This is a genomic window from Oricola cellulosilytica (genome assembly GCF_019966575.1).
GTDB lineage: Bacteria > Pseudomonadota > Alphaproteobacteria > Rhizobiales > Rhizobiaceae > Oricola > Oricola cellulosilytica.
The window spans coordinates 104,520-124,113 of record NZ_JAINFK010000003.1; the positions used below are offsets into that span (position 1 = coordinate 104,520).

17 protein-coding genes are annotated in these 19,594 nt (G+C 62.6%); 8 read left to right on the forward strand and 9 right to left on the reverse strand.

Annotation, left to right across the window (positions count from 1 at the left end; translation table 11 throughout):
• Positions 1-2: 2 nt before the first annotated feature.
• Complete coding sequence (gene ccoO, locus LC298_RS08055; protein WP_131566217.1) at positions 3-803, reverse strand: cytochrome-c oxidase, cbb3-type subunit II; 801 nt, start codon at positions 801-803, stop codon at positions 3-5.
• A 15-nt stretch (positions 804-818) separates the two neighbouring features.
• Positions 819-2,447 carry a cytochrome-c oxidase, cbb3-type subunit I gene (ccoN, locus tag LC298_RS08060; RefSeq protein WP_131566221.1) on the reverse strand — a complete coding sequence of 543 codons (1,629 nt, stop codon included), beginning with the start codon at positions 2,445-2,447 and terminating at the stop codon, positions 819-821.
• A gap of 174 nt (positions 2,448-2,621) precedes the next feature.
• Here ccoN and LC298_RS08065 point away from each other — a divergent pair, with 174 nt between their 5' ends.
• Positions 2,622-3,128 carry a hemerythrin domain-containing protein gene (locus tag LC298_RS08065; protein ID WP_131566224.1) on the forward strand — a complete coding sequence of 169 codons (507 nt, stop codon included), beginning with the start codon at positions 2,622-2,624 and terminating at the stop codon, positions 3,126-3,128.
• Positions 3,125-4,480, forward strand: a complete 1,356-nt coding sequence (gene hemN, locus LC298_RS08070) for an oxygen-independent coproporphyrinogen III oxidase (RefSeq protein WP_131566227.1) — start codon at positions 3,125-3,127, stop codon at positions 4,478-4,480. The genes LC298_RS08065 and hemN overlap by 4 nt, the downstream gene beginning before the upstream one ends.
• Positions 4,481-4,489: 9 nt before the next feature.
• Here the strand turns inward: hemN and LC298_RS08075 are convergent, their stop codons facing one another.
• The 4 genes from LC298_RS08075 to xylF all read right to left on the reverse strand — a co-directional run bounded on the left by LC298_RS08075 (position 4,490) and on the right by xylF (position 8,607).
• Entirely contained in the window at positions 4,490-5,227 is a 738-nt protein-coding gene (locus LC298_RS08075; RefSeq protein WP_131566232.1) for a Crp/Fnr family transcriptional regulator, read from the reverse strand.
• Positions 5,228-5,363: 136 nt separating this feature from the next.
• Entirely contained in the window at positions 5,364-6,146 is a 783-nt protein-coding gene (locus LC298_RS08080) for an ATP-binding cassette domain-containing protein (protein ID WP_223385595.1), read from the reverse strand.
• Between the two features lie 14 nt (positions 6,147-6,160).
• A complete protein-coding gene (locus LC298_RS08085) occupies positions 6,161-7,468 on the reverse strand; it encodes a sugar ABC transporter permease (protein ID WP_131566235.1) in 1,308 nt (435 codons plus the stop codon).
• Between the two features lie 98 nt (positions 7,469-7,566).
• Positions 7,567-8,607, reverse strand: coding sequence for a D-xylose ABC transporter substrate-binding protein (gene xylF / locus LC298_RS08090; protein WP_131566238.1), 1,041 nt, complete (start codon positions 8,605-8,607; stop codon positions 7,567-7,569).
• Positions 8,608-8,820: 213 nt separating this feature from the next.
• Here xylF and LC298_RS08095 point away from each other — a divergent pair, with 213 nt between their 5' ends.
• The 3 genes from LC298_RS08095 to LC298_RS08105 are packed head-to-tail and all read left to right on the forward strand — an operon-like array spanning position 8,821 to position 13,098.
• Positions 8,821-10,044 (forward strand): ROK family transcriptional regulator, encoded by a 1,224-nt coding sequence (locus tag LC298_RS08095; RefSeq protein WP_131566241.1) that lies wholly within the window; start codon positions 8,821-8,823, stop codon positions 10,042-10,044.
• 10 nt (positions 10,045-10,054) lie between these two features.
• Positions 10,055-11,464, forward strand: coding sequence for a cytochrome c family protein (locus tag LC298_RS08100; protein ID WP_131566244.1), 1,410 nt, complete (start codon positions 10,055-10,057; stop codon positions 11,462-11,464).
• On the forward strand, positions 11,461-13,098 hold the full coding sequence (locus LC298_RS08105; RefSeq protein ID WP_131566248.1) for an FG-GAP repeat domain-containing protein: 1,638 nt from the start codon (positions 11,461-11,463) through the stop codon (positions 13,096-13,098). Before LC298_RS08100 ends, LC298_RS08105 begins: the two co-directional genes overlap by 4 nt.
• Before the next feature lie 41 nt (positions 13,099-13,139).
• On the opposite strand, the gene LC298_RS08110 is transcribed toward LC298_RS08105, so the two are convergent.
• The 3 genes from LC298_RS08110 to hmgA all read right to left on the reverse strand — a co-directional run bounded on the left by LC298_RS08110 (position 13,140) and on the right by hmgA (position 17,071).
• A complete protein-coding gene (locus LC298_RS08110; protein ID WP_223385596.1) occupies positions 13,140-14,327 on the reverse strand; it encodes a D-alanyl-D-alanine carboxypeptidase/D-alanyl-D-alanine-endopeptidase in 1,188 nt (395 codons plus the stop codon).
• Positions 14,328-14,449: 122 nt separating this feature from the next.
• Positions 14,450-15,610: a WD40/YVTN/BNR-like repeat-containing protein gene (locus LC298_RS08115; protein ID WP_131566253.1), complete on the reverse strand. Its 1,161-nt coding sequence runs from the start codon at positions 15,608-15,610 to the stop codon at positions 14,450-14,452.
• Between the two features lie 99 nt (positions 15,611-15,709).
• The gene (hmgA, locus tag LC298_RS08120; protein ID WP_131566256.1) at positions 15,710-17,071 is read right to left on the reverse strand and encodes a homogentisate 1,2-dioxygenase; all 1,362 of its coding nucleotides are present in this window, start codon (positions 17,069-17,071) and stop codon (positions 15,710-15,712) included.
• A 146-nt stretch (positions 17,072-17,217) separates the two neighbouring features.
• Between hmgA and LC298_RS08125 the strand changes: the two genes are divergently transcribed.
• From LC298_RS08125 to paaG, 3 genes are all read left to right on the forward strand, one after another.
• Positions 17,218-17,433, forward strand: a complete 216-nt coding sequence (locus tag LC298_RS08125; protein WP_131566258.1) for a dodecin — start codon at positions 17,218-17,220, stop codon at positions 17,431-17,433.
• A 148-nt stretch (positions 17,434-17,581) separates the two neighbouring features.
• A complete protein-coding gene (locus LC298_RS08130; protein WP_158284697.1) occupies positions 17,582-18,718 on the forward strand; it encodes an MBL fold metallo-hydrolase in 1,137 nt (378 codons plus the stop codon).
• A 78-nt stretch (positions 18,719-18,796) separates the two neighbouring features.
• Positions 18,797-19,588, forward strand: a complete 792-nt coding sequence (gene paaG, locus LC298_RS08135) for a 2-(1,2-epoxy-1,2-dihydrophenyl)acetyl-CoA isomerase PaaG (protein WP_131566263.1) — start codon at positions 18,797-18,799, stop codon at positions 19,586-19,588.
• The last annotated feature ends 6 nt before the right edge of the window (positions 19,589-19,594 follow it).

Genomic DNA, 19,594 nt, shown 5'->3' on the forward strand with positions numbered 1-19,594 from the left:
TCCTACCGGTAGTTCTGTTCGGGTTCGTAGACCGAGAAATCGACCAGCGTTCCCATCATCTGGAGGTAGGCGACGAGCGCATCCATCTCCGTCACACGCGCGGGGTCGCCATCGAAATCGCCAAGCACCGCCTTTGGATAGCGTTCCTCAACGCCGGATGTGTCGGCGTTGGGATCGGCCTGGGCGACAAGATCGGCCGTGGCGTTCTCGATCATCTCGTCCGTGTAGGGCACGCCAACGCGGCGGTTCGCAACCAGATGCGCCGAGTAATCGCCGGCCGAAACTTCCGTAGTCGCAAGAAAAGCATAGGACGGCATGATCGATTCCGGCACCACTGCCTGCGGATTGATCAGGTGCTCGACATGCCATTCGTTTGAGTAGCGGCCGCCGACACGGGCGAGATCCGGCCCGGTGCGTTTGGAACCCCATTGGAAAGGGTGGTCGTACATGCTCTCGGCGGCGAGCGAATAGTGGCCGTAGCGCTCCACCTCGTCGCGGAACGGACGGATCATCTGCGAGTGGCAGACATAGCAGCCTTCGCGGACGTAGATGTTCCGGCCCGCCAGTTCGAGCGGCGAATAGGGCCGCATTCCTTCCACCTTTTCAATCGTGTTCTCGAGATAGAAAAGCGGCGCGATCTCGACGACACCGCCGACCGATACGACTGCGAGCGACAGGGCGAGCAACAGCGTCACGTTCCGCTCGATCTTCCCGTGATTGGCAAGAATCGTACGCGAGACCGGGTCCGCCTTGAGTTCGGGCAGCGCGCCTTCCAGCGCCGGGTCTTGTTTCTTGTCGGACATCTTTTGGTCCTTCCCTTATTCGGCAGGCACGAGCGCCTCGGCCTCGGCGCCCATCGGCACCTCGGCACGAACGTCGCCGCGGATCGTTTTGTAGATATTGAAGGCCATGACCAGCGAGCCGGCGAGGTACAGGAGACCTCCCAGGACACGGAGCACGTAGTACGGGTACATGACGGCGATCGACTCGGCGAAGGAATAGACCAGGTAGCCCTGCTCATCGTATTCGCGCCACATCAGGCCCTGCGTGATGCCAGAGACCCACATCACCGCCGCGTAGACGACGATGCCGAGCGTGGCGAGCCAGAAGTGCCAGTTGACGAGCCGCAGGCTGTAGAGGCGCTGGCGCTGCCAAAGCTTCGGCACCAGGAAGTAGATCGCACCGAACGAGATCATTCCGACCCAGCCAAGCGCGCCGGAGTGAACGTGTCCGATGGTCCAGTCCGTATAGTGGGAAAGCGAGTTGACGGCCTTGATCGACATCATCGGCCCCTCGAAGGTCGACATTCCGTAGAAGGCAATTGAGATCACCAGCATGCGCAGGATCGGATCGGTACGCAGCTTGTCCCAGGCGCCCGACAGCGTCATCAGGCCGTTGATCATGCCGCCCCATGACGGCATCCAGAGCATGATCGAGAACACCATGCCGAGCGTCTGTGCCCAGTCCGGCAGCGCGGTGTAATGCAGGTGGTGCGGGCCAGCCCAGATGTAGAGGAAGATCAGCGCCCAGAAGTGGATGATCGACAGCCGATACGAATAGACCGGCCGGCCCGCCTGCTTCGGCACGAAGTAGTACATCATGCCGAGAAAGCCCGCCGTCAGGAAGAAACCGACAGCATTGTGGCCGTACCACCATTGCGTCAGCGCGTCCTGGACGCCGGCGAAGGCGGAGTAACTCTTCGCGCCTAGCAGCGACACCGGCATCGACAGATTGTTGACGACGTGCAGCATGGCGATGGTAACGATGAAGGCTAGATAAAACCAGTTCGCCACGTAGATGTGCGGCTCCTTGCGCTTCACCAAGGTGCCGACGAACACCGCCAGATAGGCGACCCAGACGATTGTCAGCCAGATGTCGACATACCACTCCGGCTCGGCATATTCGCGCCCCTCCGTTATGCCCAGCAGATAGCCCGTCGCCGCCATGACGATGAACAACTGGTAGCCCCAGAACACGAACCATGCCAGATCACCGCCCCAGAGGCGCGCCCGGCAGGTGCGCTGCACGACGTAGAAGGAAGTCGCGAGCAGCGCGTTACCCCCGAACGCAAATACGACCGCCGAGGTATGCAGCGGACGGATGCGTCCAAAATTGAACCACGGCTCGATATTGAGGACCGGCCATGCAAGCTGCGACGCCGCAATCACCCCGACCAGAAAGCCGACGATACCCCAAAATAGCGTAATGACCGCGCCCCAGCGGACCACACCGTCAAGATAACCTCCGCTATCGTCGTCGAGAACGCGGGCCGCGGCCCCGGCAGGCGCGAACCGCATCTGCCGCAGCATGACGACAGTGGAAATCGCCAGCACGAAAAATAACACCCACGCGTGCGCTTCGAAGGCCGCGTCCTGCGCGAAGGCTGCGCCAAGCAGGGCGAGAAACGCTCCCACCCCGACCAGCACGGTTACAGTTTGATTGTTCATGGGTTTTTCCCTTCGGACATGCGTCTTGGCCCCTCGGCAGCCGTCCACGCCGCCCGACCCAATCTGGCACGGTCGATATGTCAGATCGCGATGCGCAAATGCCTTGACCTGGATCAATGCCGGTTCGAGCCGGCTAACGGATTGTTATTTCATAAGAAGACCGAGGCCGTCTGAATGAAGACACCCACCCACCCCCCCGGACACAACGTGGTTCGAATGCACATCTCCGAAGCGAGCGGCGCCGTCGAGGCGTGCCGGCTACTTGTCAGGCACCACGACGAACAGATTGCGCTTTGCCGCCGTCTGGAGGATCTGGCCGATCAGTTGCCCGATGTCGTGGATACCCAGTCGTGCCTGCGGCTCGCCAAGCAGATCAATGCGATGATTCGCACAGCGCACGAGCATGAGGAGCGGACCTTGTTCCCCATGCTGCTTGCGGCGCATGACGATGACGAAAGGCTGGGCGCGACAATCGAGCGCTTGCGCTACGAGCACTGGGAGGACGAGAGCTATGCGGACGAGGTCAGCGACGGGCTGGAGCGCTTCGTCACCGATCGCGCTTCGTCGAATCCGGAAACGCTCGCCTACATGCTGCGCGGATTTTTCGAGGGCCTCCGCCGCCACATCGCGTTCGAGCGCGAGTACATCCTCCCGCTGCTGACGTCGGAGTCGCCCCAATGACTCTGAACATCGATGCGATCCTCTCGAACCAGCGGGCCATTCCGCGTTACACCAGTTATCCGACCGCGCCCCATTTCGCCGATCAGGCGGGGCTCGCCATCGCGCACGAGCGACTGGCGACACTACCGGAAAACGGCCCGGTATCGCTCTATCTGCACGTGCCATATTGCGACCGCCTGTGCTGGTTCTGCGGGTGTCACACCAAACACACGCTGAAATACGAGCCGGTGCAGCGCTATGTCGAGGCTCTCGTCGCCGAGATCGCGCTGGCGCGCGAACGCGCGGGCAAGCGTCTCAGGGCCGGGCAAGTGCATTTCGGGGGCGGCTCCCCGAGCATGTTGCGGCTGCCGGAATTCGACCGCCTGTCGACAGCCCTGCGCACCAGCTTCCTCATAGACGAGAAAACCGAAATCAGCGTGGAGATCGATCCGTCGGACGTGACGCCCGAAACGCTGGACGGGTTGAGGCTTCTCGGCGTCACCCGCGCCAGCATCGGCGTCCAGGATTTTGATGAGGCAGTCCAGAAGGCGATCAACCGTCCGCAGACCTACGGGCAAACTCGCGATGTTGTTGCGGAATTGCGCTCGACCGGGGTGGATTCACTCAATATCGACGCGCTTTACGGCCTGCCGTTGCAGACGCTAGAAAGGCTTGAGACTACCATCGGCAAAGTGCTTTCGCTCGGGCCGGACCGCATCGCGCTGTTCGGTTACGCGCATGTGCCCTGGCTGAAGAAGCACCAGACCATGATCCGCGAGCAAGATCTCCCCGGTACACGCGCACGTTTCGACCACGCGCGGCGCGCGGCCGAATTAATCTCCGCCGCCGGTTACGACCGGATCGGCATCGACCACTTTGCAAAACCCGATGACGGTCTTGCCAAGGCCGCCCGTGCGGGCCGCCTTCACCGGAACTTTCAGGGCTACACGGCCGACCCCTGCCGGACCCTTGTCGGTCTCGGCGCATCCTCGATCAGCTTCTACGGCAACGCCTACGTCCAGAACATCGTTCCGACCTCGCAATACGAGACAGCGGTCCATGCCGGGACGCTGCCGGCGATGAGGGGAGTTCGGCTGACGCTGGACGATCAGATCCGCGCCTTCATGATCGAACGGTTGATGTGCGATTTCGCGCTTTCGTTTTCGCATATCGAGCGCCGCTTCGGCTCGGCCGCGCGGTCCTACATCGCAGAGGCGAGGCTGGCATGCGCGAACGATCGTTTCGGACTTTCCGAAGTTACCGGACACGGCGTGACCATTCCCGATGAGGCGCGGCCCTTCGCGCGGATTGTGGCGAGCCGCTTCGACGCCTATCTCAGCGAGAGTTGGGTGCGTTACTCGAAAGCGGTTTAGGAAAAGCTTCTAAGTCTCTCGTTCACAGGCAAAACGCAGCCGGTCCAAGTCGGGCACTATGACCGTACGGTTGTTCTCAACTTCGATCACGCCGGCCTTGCGCAGCTTCGTGATCTGACGGCTGACCGTCTCGATGGTCAGGCCAAGGAAATCCGCGATGTCGGAGCGTTTGAGTGGCAGTTCGAAACTTATCGGTCCGTCACGCTCGTCGATTTCAGGGTCGACATGCGAAGCGATCAGAAACAGGAAGCTTGCAACCTTCTCACCGGCATTCTTGCGGCCCAATGTCAGCATCCACTCGCGCGCCTCGTCGAGCTCCTCGAGCGCCTGCGTATGCAGCCGGTGCTCGAGCTCAGGCGACTCGCCGATCAGTTCCTCAAGAGATTTCCTCGGGAAAGAACACACCTGAATGTCCGTTGCCGCGTCCGCGATTACGTGGCTTTCGCGGCGAAACGGACGACCGGTGAAATCCGGCGCAAACTGAAGGCCAACAATCTGCTGACGGCCATCAGCCAGCAGTTTCGTCAGCTTCACCACGCCGCGCAGAATGTTGGAGTATCGCTCCACCTCCTGGTCGGCGGACTGCAGCTCCTGTCCACTCTTGTAGCTGTGCTGTTTGGTATGCTGGTTCAGCTTGACCAGCTGAGCAGGCGTCAGCGCCCCGCAGATGCCGCGATGGCGCGCTTCGCATGCGCGGCACAGGACAGGAATATCCGAATTGTGAATATCCTTCCGCGCATTGTTCATCTTGATCCGCTTCCCCGCCAATCTCCGGCACAACATATTCGCCTGAGACTATCTATTACATGAGATCATATGTCGCGGTAAGCCGAAGCCCGGCGAAAAAAGCCCGGCTCCGTTAGACCATTAGGCTTACTCGCGCCTAGAGGGCGCCAGGACCGGGCGTCGCCCCGGGCGGGCACTTGCCGAGGATGATCATACCCAGGACCTCGTCCTTGGTTACATCCTCGGTGCGCGCCGTTCCGACCATCTGGCCGTTCTTCATGACCGCCACGCGGTCAGCCAGATCGAACACATCGTGAATGTCATGACTGATCAGGAAGATGCCGATGCCTTCGGCCTTCAGTTGCTTGATCAGTTCTCCGACCTGCGCCGTCTCTTGCGGCCCCAGTGCGGCCGTCGGCTCGTCCATGATCAGAATGCGGGCGTTGAAAAGGATCGCGCGTGCAATTGCCACCGACTGGCGCTGACCGCCAGACAATTGCTTAACCGGGTCCTTGAAGCGCTGGAAACGCGGATTGAGCCGCCCCATCACTTCGCGCGATTTCGCCTCCATGGCGACATCGTCGAGTGTTCCCCATGGCGTTTTCAGTTCGCGTCCGAGATAAAGATTGGCTGCAGTATCGACATTATCGGCCAGCGCGAGCGTCTGGTAGATTGTCTCGATGCCGTAGCCCTTGGCGTCGCGCGGGTTATGAATCGTGGCCGTCTTTCCGTCGATTCGGATTTCGCCATTGTCGCGTTTGTAGGCGCCGGAGAGAATCTTGATCAATGTGGATTTTCCGGCGCCGTTGTGGCCGAGAAGTCCGACCACCTCACCCGGAAAGAGATCGACCGACGCATTGTCGACGGCGTGAATTCCTCCGAAGGAGATCGACATGTTCTCCATCTCGACGAGCGGTGTCATTCCTGCGTGAACATTCATGGTCCTGCTCCTCCCTAAGCCTTCCCGCGCCGGTAAAGCGAATCCAGCCATACCGCGATCACAAGAACGATGCCGACGACGATATTCTGCAAGGGCGTGTCGAGGCCCATCAGCACCATGCCGGACTGCAGCGATTGCATGACCACCGCACCGATCATCGCACCCGCAATGGTGCCGACACCCCCTGCAAGCGACGTTCCGCCGATCACCGCCGCCGCGATGGTCAGCAGCTCGTCCAGCGTGCCCTGCGCATTGGTTGCCGCATTCAGGCGCGCAGTGGAGATGGCGGCCGCGATGGCGCAAAGGACACCCATCAGGATGAAGATCTTCATCGTCACCCAGCGTGTCTTGATACCGGCGAGTTCAGCGGCTTCCGGGTTCCCCCCGAGCGCGAACACATAGCGTCCGAAGGTGGTGCGGGTGGCGATGAACGTCATCACGATCCCGACCACGATGGCAACAAGAACCGGAATGGCTATGCCGTGCGCGATGAACAGCCCGCCATCAGGAATGGCAATGCTATTGGCCTCGGCATAGCGCCGCACGATACCAACAGGCCAAGGATAGGAATTGGCCACCCATACGGCACCCAGGACCACCGCACAACCGACGGTGGCAAGAAAGGCCTCCGCCCAGATCGGCCGTTGTGGAAAATCGAACCGCTGGCGTTGACGCCGTCCCATGGCGATGATCGCGATGATTGCCACACACGCGATCAGCCCGATAATCCAGCTCCAGGTAGCGCCGATTGCGCCATTCGGTCCACCCCCGAACAACCGGAAATTTGCGTCCATCGGGGCGACGGTACGACCCGAGGTTACCCACCAGGCCGCGCCGCGCCAGACAAGCAGACCGCCGAGCGTCACGATGAAGGCAGGTACACCCATATAGGCAATGATGAAGCCGTGCAGCGCGCCAATGGCCGCCCCGACCAGGATTCCGGCCGCCAGTGCAATTACCCAGATCATCGGATTGCCGAAACCGAGCATTCCCGGCAGGATTTCGGCCTGAATGACCGCCATGATCATGCCGACAAAACCGAGGATGGAGCCGACGGAAAGGTCAATGTTGCGGGTGACGATGACCAGCACCATGCCGGTCGCCATCACGGCGACGGAGGCGGACTGGACCGACAGATTCCAGAGGTTCCTCGGTGTCAGGAACAATCCTCCGGAAAAAATGTGAAATGCGATCCAGATCAGCAGTAGCGCGCCGATCATGCCGAGCATGCGCGTGTCCAGCTCGGTTGCCTTTATGAAACGCTCGACCGGGCCAAGGTCGGACGCCCGCGCCTTGTCGGTGTTGGCCGTGGCTTCGCTCATTGCCATCCCCTGCTCTGGTACCTTATCGAAACGCCGCGGCCCGGGAACTCCTCGGCCGCGGCGCAATTACGGTCAAACTGGCCGTATGATCACTGCGATCACTCGCAGGCGGAAACGCTTCCCGCAGATACACCCTGGCAGACCACGTCCTTTTCGACCCAGCCGGCGTCGATCACCGTGGCGAGCTTGTCCTGGGTCACCGGAACCGGCTTCAGGAACCTGGCCCAAAGTTCGGTGCCGCTCGGGCTGGTCCACTGCTCGGCGCCCTCGATGTCCGACATCGCCGTTCCTTCCGCGAGCTCACCCGCGATTTCGGCGGCCGCCTTGCCGAGTTCACGCGCGTCCTTCCAGACCGAAACAGTCTGCGTGCCAAGTGCCACGCGGTTGAGCGCTGCATGGTCGCCATCCTGGCCGGAGACCGGAACCGAACCGGCAAGCCCCTGTGCTTCCAGTGCCGCGACAACTCCGCCGGCAGTACCGTCATTGGATGCGACCACTGCGTCGACCTCGTTGTTGTTGGCGGTCAGGATCTGCTCCATGTTCCGTTGCGCGTTCTCGGGCTTCCAGCCATCGGTGTACGCTTCGCCGACGTTCTTGATTTTGCCCGAGTCCATCGCTTCCTTCAGGACTTCCATCTGCCCCCCGAACAGGAAGTCGGCATTCGGATCGGCCGATGAACCCTTGATGAAGGCGTAGTTGCCTTCCGGCATTGCTTCCAGAACCGCGCGCGCCTGCATCCGGCCGACTTCGATGTTGTCGAAGGTCAGGTAGAAGGCGTCAGGATTGTCGATCAAGCGGTCGTAGCCCACCACCGGAATGCCCTCATTGACGGCATTCTCGACCGCGGGAGCGATCGCGCTGGCGTCCTGCGCCAGAATGATGAGCGCGTCGGCGCCCTGTGCAATCAGGCTCTCCACATCCGTAAGCTGCTTGGCGGCGGAAGATTGGGCGTCAGCCGAGATGTAGCTGTTTCCCGCTTCCTCGATTGCGGCTTTCATCGCGGCCTCATCGGTCTTCCAGCGCTCTTCCTGGAAATTCGACCAGGATACGCCGATGGTCTTGCCCTCGGCCCAAGCGGCGCCGGCCAGCGATGCAGTAAATACCGCGCCCGCCAGGAGCGCGCTCGCAAACTTTTTCATGATATTCCTCCCGGTGCATCAAGATGCAACTGTCACAAAAGACCCGGCAATGCATTCCGGGTCCGTCCCTGAAACTCTTTAATTCGAGCCTCAAAAAAAATCGTGACTCAAAAGCGCTTCCATGTCAACATGAATTACAATCGATTAAATCAAGTGCAACCAGCTTCGGTCAGTTGCGCTGCAGCCGGAACGTGAGGAGGCGGACCGGTAACCATGACCATGGTTCTTCGATCCGATGACATGCGCAGGCGCAATCGCCTGACGATCATGCAAATCGTCCGGAGACGGAAAGAGATCAGCCGCAGCGAGATCGCGCAGGCGGCGGCTTTGAGTCCGGCCACCGTCTCCACCATCACCAGTGATCTCATCAGTGAGGGCGTCCTGATTTCGCAAACTGGCGAGAACCCCGCCGGTACAGGGCGCGGACGGCCGAGCGTCGGCTTATCAATGAATCCGGAATTTCGCTATGCGGTGCTTCTGATCCTGAAGACCGGAGCGGTCAACGTGGCGATCGTCGACTACGCGGGTGCTGTCGTGGCGCAGCAGGATTTCCGACTTGAAATGACATCAATCACCCAGCCGGAATTCCGAAGCAAGCTGACCGCCGAGATCCGGCAGACATGGTCGGCTTCGGGATTGGATCACGGATTGCTCGCCCGTATCTCCGTCGGCATACAGGGAGTGACCGGCTCGGGAGGGCGCCGGATGCTATGGTCGCCGATCACGCCCCTGACCGAGGTTCCCATAGGCGACTGGCTGCGCGACGAATTCGGCGTGCCGGTTCGCCTTGCCAACGACTGCGATCTGATAGCCAGAGCGTTGCATGTCCGCGAACCCGAAATCTACCACGAGAATTTTGCTGCGATCCTTCTCGCACACGGTGTCGGCATGGGCCTGTTTCTTCGCGGCCAGATCGTTAACGGAACGCGTTCCTCAGGGACGGAATTCGGCCACATGATGTACATGCCGGACGGCGCGCTGTGCCGCTGCGGCTCGCGCGGCTGCATCGAAGCCTACGCGGGCGATTACGCGTTGATACGCAGCTATTCCGGGCAGATCGATGACTGCCCCCCGCCCCCGCGAGTAGAGCCTGCGGAGGTCGACCGCGTTGCGGAGGCGGCGCGGTCCGGCGATGTTCGGGCCGTGAGGACTTTCGACGCCGCCGGGCGAGCGATCGGTTCGGGTCTTGCGGGCATGTTCGCACTGGTCGATCCCTTCCGGATAGTGCTTGTCGGCCATGGCGCGGAAGCCTTCGATCTCATGGAGGACGCCATTCGAAGAACCTTGAAGAATTGCAACGCCATGTCCGCCGAGGACATCCCAATCGACCTGTTTCCAGAAGAGTTGCCGCTCATTCTCGAAGGTTGCGGCATCGACGCGCTCACGGAGATCGATGCAGCGCAGGCTGATCAGGTCGGTGAGCCAGTGAGGACCTGAGGCCGTGCGGATGGTGAAGAGATTTTCCGTGGTGCTGGTGTGTAGCCTCATCACCAGTACGACCGCCGCCGGTGAACCGGCATGGACTGAACGCGCCATTCTCGAGCATGTCGACCAGGAAAAACTTTCCGGCGCATTGAGTAGCGAAGCGCTCCACGACCTGATTGCGCAAGGCGAAGTTCTGTTCAGCGCGAAGTTCACCGACCTCGATGGCGCCGGCCGGCCAATGGCGACGCAGGCGATCATCCCGACAAAACGCAAGCGGCCGACCGACAAGGAGTTCCACCGCACCGCCGGCCTCGACGCAAACTCATGCGCGAGCTGTCACAACCAGCCCGTCATCGGCGGTGCCGGCGACTTCACGGTCAATGTCTTCGTGTCCGAAGGCTTCGCCAACGCCGATTTCGACACAACCGATCCGCAATTCTCCAACGAGCGCAACACCAACCACCTGATGGGCGCGGGGCTGGTCGAACTGCTGGCGCGAGAGATGACCGCCGACCTGCACGCCATCCGGCGCGACGCGTTGCGCAAGGCTCGTGCGAATGGTGAGCCGGTGAGCGCGCGACTGGTCACGAAGGGCGTCGATTTCGGCGCGCTCACCGCGATGCCGGACGGAATCGTGGATCTGGAAGAGATCAATGGGGTCGACACCGATCTGGTGATCCGTCCCTTCAGCCAGAAGGGCGTGATGACCTCGCTGCGCCAGTTCACGGTCAACGCCATGAACCACCATCACGGCATGCAGGCCGCCGAGCGCTTCGGCGCGCGCTGGACCGGAGAGGATGATTTCGACGCCGACGGCAATCCCGTTGAACTGACCGAGGGCGACATCTCTGCGCTCGTCGCCTGGCAGGCGACCCTGCCCCCGCCGAAAGTCAGCGAACCAGCGGACAGTGCCTGGAAGGAAGCGGCGGCAACGGGGAGCATACTGTTCGACGAGATCGGCTGCGCGAACTGTCACCGCCGCGCCCTGCCGCTGAAAAGCCTGGTCTTCGCCGATCCCGGCCCGCTCGACGCGGCCGGCACGCTTCGCCAAGGCGAGGTTGCAGGCATTTCCTACGATCTTGGCCTGCTGGACTGGGCGGCGGCGCTGGAGAAGGATGAAGACGGCAATTACCTCGTGCCGCTGTTCGGCGATCTCAAACGGTACGTGATGGCGGACCGGCAGGTCGCCGCGCTCAGCAACGAACTGCTCGGCCAGCGTTTCGTCGAGCGCAACGTGTTCCAGACGACCGAATTGTGGGGCGTCGGATCAAGCGCTCCATACGGCCACCGCGGCGACTTCACGACGCTCGACGGTATCATCCGCGCCCATGGCGGCGATGCGCGGGCGGCCCGCGACGCCTATCTGGAACGCGCCGACGGGGAGCGCAGCGCGCTGATCGCCTTCCTCAAGACGCTGGAGATCAAGGAATGACCCGGTTCCAGAGGTTCGCGACCGTTCTCCTGGGTCTCGTCACCACTCCGGCGGCGGCGAACGGCTTCGACATGGACGTTCCGACGCTGGTTGAGCAGGCAGCCGATGCGGGTATCGATCATCGTTACACGGGTCCTTGGGAATACTTCGTCGGGGGCGGTGCGGCAGCATTCGACTGCAATGGCGACCGGCTTCCCGATCTCGCCGTCGCCGGCGGAACCGAACCGGCCGCGATCTTTGTAAACCGAAGCGCAACCGCGGGCAAACTGCGGTTCGAGGAAAAGGCGGACGCGATCCCTGAACCGGTGCGCGAGCGCGTGACCGGCTTCTACCCGCTCGACATCGACAATGACGGGGTGCGCGACCTCGTTGCGCTGCGCGTCGGCGAGAACGTGATCCTGAAAGGCGGTCCGGACTGCACCTTCGAGGACGCGAGCCGCGCGTTCGCTTTCGACGGCGGCCGCGCCTGGACCACAGCGTTCGCGGCGACTTTCGAACCCGACCTCGCTTTCCCGTCACTCGCGTTTGGCAATTACGTGGACCGTTCGGCGCCAGGTTCGCCCTGGGGCACCTGTCACGACAACGTGCTGATCCGCCCGTCCGGGACGGAGGGACCGGACTATTCCGAGCAGACCGTACTGACGCCCGGCTACTGCGCGCTGTCGATGCTGTTCACCGACTGGAACCGGTCCGGCGAGCCAGCGCTTCGCATCACCAACGACCGGCAATATTACCGCGAGGGCGAGGAGCAGCTCTGGCGCGTTTCGCCGGGCCGCCCGCCGCGCCCCTACCGCTCCTCAGACGGCTGGCGCCGCGTGCAGATCTGGGGAATGGGCATCGCCGAGGCCGATCTCGACGCGGACGGCTATCCCGAATACGCGCTCACCTCGATGGGCGACACCAAGCTGCAGACGCTAGACGACGAGGCCGACCACGATCGGCCCGTCTATCGCGACATCGCCTATGACCGCAACGCCACGGCCCACCGCCCCTATGCCGGCGACGACCTGAAGCCCTCGACCGGGTGGCACGCCGAATTTTCCGATTTCAACAATGACGGCAGGCTCGATCTCTTCATCGCCAAGGGCAATGTCGAGCAGATGCCGGATTTCGCCGCCTACGATCCAGATAATTTGCTGCTCGGGCGATATGACGGCACATTCGACGAAGCTGGCGAAGCCGCCGGCATCGCCCTGCCCCGGCGCGGGCGCGGCGCGGCGGTCGCAGATTTCAATATGGACGGAATGCTGGACCTCGCTGTGGTCAACCGGGGCGAGCCGCTCAGCCTGTTCCGCAACACCGGCGGCGAGACCGCATCAGGAACGCGCCCGATGGGCAACTGGCTGCAGATCGAACTCTCCCAGAAGGGCGCGAACCGCAACGCCGTCGGCGCGACGATCCTCGTCAAGTCGGGAAACGAGACGCGCACGCGAAAAATCCAGATCGGCGGCGGCCACGCCTCGGGATCCGCGGGCTTCGTCCATGTCGGGACCGGCGTCGCCGAGCGCGCAGAGATCCGCATCCAGTGGCCGGACGGCGAATGGTCGGCCCCCTTCCGCGTCTTCGCCAACAATTTCGTCGTCATCGAGAAAGGCGCTGACGAGGCCATGTACTGGTATCCCCCGGGGGAGTGAAAGGCGGGAACATCTGAGGACTTGAGCGCCCACCGCTTCCTCTACAGCCCCTTCTCGATGGCGTCGAGCAGCCGGAACCGCAGCTTGCCCCCGCCCCTCAGCGAGATAACGAAACGCACATCGCCACTGTCAGTGGTCCTGGCATAGCCTGCCAGCGTGCGGACGCCGTCGAAAGTGCCGGTCTTGTAGCGGGAACCGGCGCGAGTGCTGCGCATCAGGCCGGCATGCGGGGCAAACAGGTCCAGCACCTTGGCAAGCCCCCTCGCCGTGAAGCGGTTGTCGCGGCTGATGCCGGAGCCTTCAACCAGTTGGATGGCGTCCGTGAGTTCGTGTTCGGCAAGGAGTTCGGCGGCGACCTTGAGCGATTTTTCGAGGCTGGCCGGCCCGCCAAGGCGAGAGGCGCCGATTTCCAGGAAAACCTGGTTGGCGATGTAGTTGTTCGAGCCGATCAGCATCAGCCGCAGGATTTCCGACAGGTCGCGCGATTGGCGGTGAACATAGACCGGTTCCAGTCCGTCGGGAACGGAGCCGGTCGATATCTCGCCGCCGACGCTGCCGCCAGCCTTTTCGATGAATGCTGCGATGAGCTCGCCGGCGTAGCGCACGCTCACGCTCGGATCTGCCTGCGCAAGGCTGATGCGGCCCCTGCCGTTGGGGCCGCGCGCCCGGAACTCGCTGATCGCGAGCGGCGTGATCGGCGTCTGCTCCTCTGCAGAGCGGACCGTCTTGCCACTCCTGACAGCATTGATGGTGTTGAAGTTCACCGCAAGCGCCACGTTCAGGGCGTCGTACGCCTCGTTGGTGTCTTCGATGCCGGGAATGCGGATGTCGGCAGGGTAGTAGCTCGCGTCGAGAACCATTCCGGTGAACGGCTCCGTGCCGGTTTCCGCGAAGAGCCTGGGCGCCAGCAGCGCCAGTTCCTCGGAGATCAGGAACGGATCGCCGCCCCCGCGCACATAAAGCACACGATCGTCATCGACGTAAAAGCGGGTTTGGAAGCGGTAGTCGCCGCCGAGAACCTCCATAGCCAGCCACGCGGTGACGATCTTGGCGACGGAGGCCGGAACGAAGGCTTCATCAGCGTTCTGGGCGACCAGCTCCTTGCCCTCCCCGTCGACCGCCAGCACCAATCCGTTGGGCGCGAGCGCCGCTACCCTCTGCTTTGCGTCGGCCAGGACGGGGGCGGCCAGCAGGAGCATGGCGCAGATCACGGAAAGTAGTCGAGACAAGACGGTAGCTCCGGAAGTTCCGTAGACGAAGAGACTCATCTCCCAACAGTAGTGGCCCTCGAGCGCCAAACAAGGTCGGCCGGAAAACTTCGGGCTGCGCGAGAACGGCACTGCGGCGCGCTCTACCCTCGCTCCACAACCTCCACCGCCAGGATGGTCGGCAGGTGCCGGGCGATCTCGCTCCAGTTGTCGCCCTCGTCGGCCGAGGCGAAGACCGAGCCACTGTTGGTGCCGAAATAGACACCTGCGGGATCGCGCCGGTCACCGCCCATCGCCTGGCGCAGCACGGTGAAATAGCAGCTCTCCTGCGGCAAGCCTTCGCGCATGGCTTCCCAGTTCTGCCCGCCGTCACGCGACCGCCAGACGGCCGCCGCTGCGTCGGGCGGAAAGCGGCCCGCCATGTCGCCATTCAACGGAAGCGTCCAGATCGTTTCGGGATCGCGCGGGTGGACCCGGATCGGAAAACCGAAGGTCGACGGGAGCCCCGCCGTAATGTCGTCCCAGCTTCTCCCGCCATCGGCCGAGCGCCAGACGCCGTGATGATTCTGCTGGTAGAGCAGGTCGCCGTTGCCCGGCGCGCGCATCATGTTGTGGACGCAATGGCCGATCTCGCCGTCGCGCGGTGCAGCAGGATGATCGTGCTGGCCGCAGGTTTTGGCATTCGACAGCCGGTTGCGGCGCTCCCAGTTCTCGCCGCCGTCCTCCGTGGCGAACACGCCCGCCGACGAGATGCCGATCCATATCTTCTTCGCATCGGAAGGATCGGTAACAATTGAGTGCAGCACAAGGCCTGCCGCCCCGGGGTTCCAGCTGTCGGCGGACGGATGGTTGTTCAGTCCCTCCAGGCGCTCCCAGCTCTTGCCGCCGTCCCCACTTGCAAGCAGATTGGCCGGCTTGGTGCCGGCGTAGAGCATGCCGTGCGCGTAGCCAAGCGACCATATCTGCGAGAACTGGTCCGTGAACGGCAACGGCTCCTCGGTCCAGCCGATCATCGCCGCCAAATCCGCGTCGTTGGCCGCCCATTCGTCCACCTGGCCCTTTGTCAGGCGCGTCACTTCCCATGTTTCGCCGCCGTCGTCCGACCGCCAGATGCCGGCGCCGTTCCAGTCGCTGCCGCCGCCGGCCCAAAGCGTGCCGGTTTCGGGATCGCCGATGATGTGGTTGATCGGCCAGCCGTCGCAGAAGGGGCCGCTGACCGCCCACCCATTCCGGTCCGCGCCGCCGGAGATCAGAAACGCCCCCTTCGTGGTTCCGACCAGAACCGTGACGCTGCTCTCGCTCATTTCATCCGCCCTAAGCTGAAGACGGCGGATGCTACCACGGGAATGCGCTGGAAGAATGCCTCTTCGCTGCTCCGGCGATCACATTTGTGCGGCGCAAGCCTACTTCTTCCCCTTTGTTCCGTCGAATTTCTTCTCCAGGCTCTCCCAGCAATCGATGTAGTCGTCCTGCAAAGGCGCTTCCTTCGCCGCGAATTCGGTCAGGTGCTGCGGGAAGCGCGTCTCGAACATGAAGCTCATCGTATTGTCGAGCTTGTCCGGTTTCAGATCGGCGTTCGACGCCTTCTCGAAGGCATGGCGGTCCGGCCCGTGCGGCAGCATCATGTTGTGCAGGCTCATGCCGCCCGGCACGAAGCCCTGCGGCTTGGCGTCGTACTGGCCGTAGATGTTGCCCATCAGCTCGCTCATCACGTTCTTGTGGTACCAGGGCGGCCGGAACGTGTCTTCCGCCACCGACCAGCGCTCGCGGAACAGCACGAAGTCGATATTGGCAGTGCCCGCGACGCCGGACGGCGCCGTCAGCACGGTAAAGATCGACGGATCGGGATGGTCGAACAGGATCGCGCCAATCGGGCAGTAGTTGCGCATGTCGTATTTGCAGGGCGCGTAGTTGCCGTGCCAGGCAACGACGTCGAGCGGCGAATGGCCGATCTTAGTCTCGTGGAACTGCCCGCACCATTTGATCGTCAAGGTCGAGGGCGCCTCGCGGTCCTCGAAATAGGCCACCGGCGTCTTGAAATCACGCCGGTTGGCCATGCAATTGGCCCCGATCGGGCCCCTCCCCGGCAATTCGAACTTCTGGCCGTAATTCTCGCAGACGAAGCCGCGCGCAGGCCCGTCAAGCACCTCGACCCGGTAGACGAGACCGCGCGGGATGAGGGCGATCTCCTTCGGCTCCAGGTCGATGACGCCGAGTTCGGTGCAGAAGCGCAGTTTCCCCTCTTGCGGCACGATCAGCAATTCGCTGTCGGCGGAGTAGAAATAGGCGTCTTCCATGCTCGCAGTGACGAGATAGATGTGGCTCGCCATCCCGACCTGCGTGTTGACGTCGCCGGCCGTCGTCATCGTGCGCATCCCGGTCAGCCATGTCAGCGCCTCCGCGCCCTGGGGCATTGGCACGGGGTCCCAGCGATATTGACCGAGCGAGATCACGTCGTCGACGGCATGGGGCGCGGTCTTCCAGTAGGGCAGCTCGATCTTCTCAAAGCGCGAAGTGTGCTTCACCGACGGGCGGATGCGGTAGCACCATGTCCGCTCGTTCTGGTGGCTCGGCGCGGTGAACGCCGTGCCGGAAAGCTGCTCCCCATAGAGCCCGTATTCGCATTTCTGCGGGCTGTTCACGCCCTTCGGCAGCGCGCCCGGCAGCGCCTCCGTCTCAAAGTCGTTTCCGAAGCCGGGCATATAGCCCGGTTCCGTCGCCTCCGACCGAGCGAACCGTTTTTCGGCCTTTACTTTCTCAAGCATTGCAGCCTCCTCATCGCGTGCGATGGCTTCGCCGGAATCGTATTGGTTTCATTTGTAACTATCAATGATCCGCCTCGGCGGCGGCGCTTCGTCTTTGCCGCCCATTGGGTGTAGGGTCGCACCGCAAGTCAACGCAGGAGGCAAAAATGGACCACGTCTATCCGATCACGGAAGTCTACGGATCGTCGACCGAGTCGATCGACGGCGCGATCAGGAACGCCGTTGCCGCGGCCAACAAGAGCGTCCGCAACCTCGAATGGTTTGAGGTGACCGAAATTCGCGGACATGTCGGAGAGGACGGAAAGGTCGCCCACTTCCAGGTCGGTGTCAAATTGGGCTTCCGGCTCGAGCGCTCCTCCTGACGGCATTGCCCGCACACGGACGAGCCGCGCGATCAGCGCCCAGCGGTGGCCTTGAGCCGCGCCCTTGATCTGAAACGTGCGGTCGGCGAAGTTTGCTGTGATCTCCGGCATCCGACCCCTTCGCCGGTCACACGACGAGGACCTGACATTGCGCGTTTTTTCGATCGCCACGATTTCCCTGGCTCTCGTGGCGACCACGCTCTCGGCCTGCTCCACCACCGACTTCCGCCAGCGGGCAATCGACGAACAGATTGATCCGGCCGAGCCGGGTGGCGGCCTGCGATTGACCTTCTTCGGCACGAGTTCGTTTCTCATTGATGACGGAACGACACAACTGCTGATCGACGGTTTCGTAACGCGCGAGAAGCACCGTTATTTTCGCAGGTTCGGGCCGTCCGAGCAGCAGATAAGGACGGTGATCGCCGAGCACCGAATCTGCAGGGCGCCGGGCGCGCCACGAAAAGCGGAAGACCCGGCGAGTTGCCGAAACGTCGCTCGGCGTGGACTTGAACTCGTCATCCCGACCCATGGTCACTACGACCACGCGCTCGACGCGCCCTATTTCGCCGCATGGAGCGGCGCAACGCTGGTCGCGGACCCGTCGATCTTGTCCGTAGTGAAGGCATCGCAGGCGTATCCGGGCTTCTCGCTTCCCCAGCGCGACTGGCTGAGCGTGAAAACAATCCCGCCCTTCGCGGACGGCGCGCAGACGGCACACCTTGCCGCCGGTGCCTTCTCCGTGACACTGATCAAGACCCCGCACGGCAAGAACCCCACGACGCCCCTCCTCTCGGGGACGACATCCGCCGCTCTGAAGTTTCCCTCCAGCTTATGGGCCTTGAAAGAAGGAACGGCGTTTTCCGTGTTCGTCGCCCACCGTGGCAGGACAATGCTTTTCGTGCCGTCGGCCGGCGACATCGGCGATATCTTTCGCCAAGCGGGCACGAAGGCCGATATCATATTCCTCGGAATTGCCGGGCTGGGGTTCAAGCCGCCGAGAGCACGCTCGCGCTACTGGAACGACGTTGTCAGGACAGTCGGGGCGAAACGGGTCATCCCGATCCACTGGGATGACGATCAGGTTCCTCTGAATGTCGCCGACGGAGACACGTTCAAGCCGGCATCGCCGAGGCGGTTCGACGCGACGCTGCGCATCTTCGACGAGCTTGCCCGAGAATGTGGCTTAGAGATCGCATTTCCCCCTCCAGCGAGAGCATTTGATCCGTTCAAGGATCTCGAAACTCGACTGATCACGGAAACGAAATTTCAGCCTCGCTGCGAATAATCGGGGCATAATTGACCGAGCGGTCGGCTTTGTGCAAAGGATCGGTTCCGCCTCTTTGCGCGGACAGGGAGGAAATCTGTGAGCGACACGGTCCTGATCGGGCGTCACGACGGTTGGGTGGAATTCACCCTCAACCGCCCCGGACGCCGCAATGCGTTCAACGAGGAAATGCATCTCGCGCTGCGCGCCGCGCTGGAGGAAGCGATCTCCGACGACGCCTGCCGCGCAATCCTGCTCACCGGCAGCGGCACGGGATTTTGCGCGGGCCAGGATCTCGGCGACCGCGACCGGAGAAAGATGTCCGGCCCGCCCGATTTGTCCGACACGCTGAACCGCTTCTACAATCCGCTGATCCGCATGATCCGCGCGGCGCCAAAACCCGTCATTTGCGCTGTAAATGGTGTGGCGGCGGGCGCGGGCGCCAATCTGGCTTTCGCCTGCGACATCGTTCTTGCCGCCGAATCCGCTTCCTTCATCCAGGCATTTTCCAAGATCGGGCTGGTGCCGGACGCCGGCGGATCATGGATGCTGACGCGTCTGCTTGGAGAGGCCCGCGCCAAGGGGCTGGCGCTGACGGCGGAGCCCCTGCCCGCCGCGACTGCAGCCGAATGGGGGCTGATCTGGAAAGCGGTGCCGGACTCGCATCTCATGGATGAAGCGCGCGCCATGACGGAGAGCTTCGCCGCCGGGCCGACGGTCGGTTTCGCGCTGACCAAACAACTGATCCACGAGGCGGGGGCCAGCGGCTTCGACGCCCATCTCGACCGCGAGGCGGAATTCCAGGGCCGCGCCGGGCGGACGCCGGACTACGCCGAAGGCGTCACCGCTTTCTTCGACAAGCGCAAGCCAATCTTTTCGGGCAAGGCGTAAGGCGAA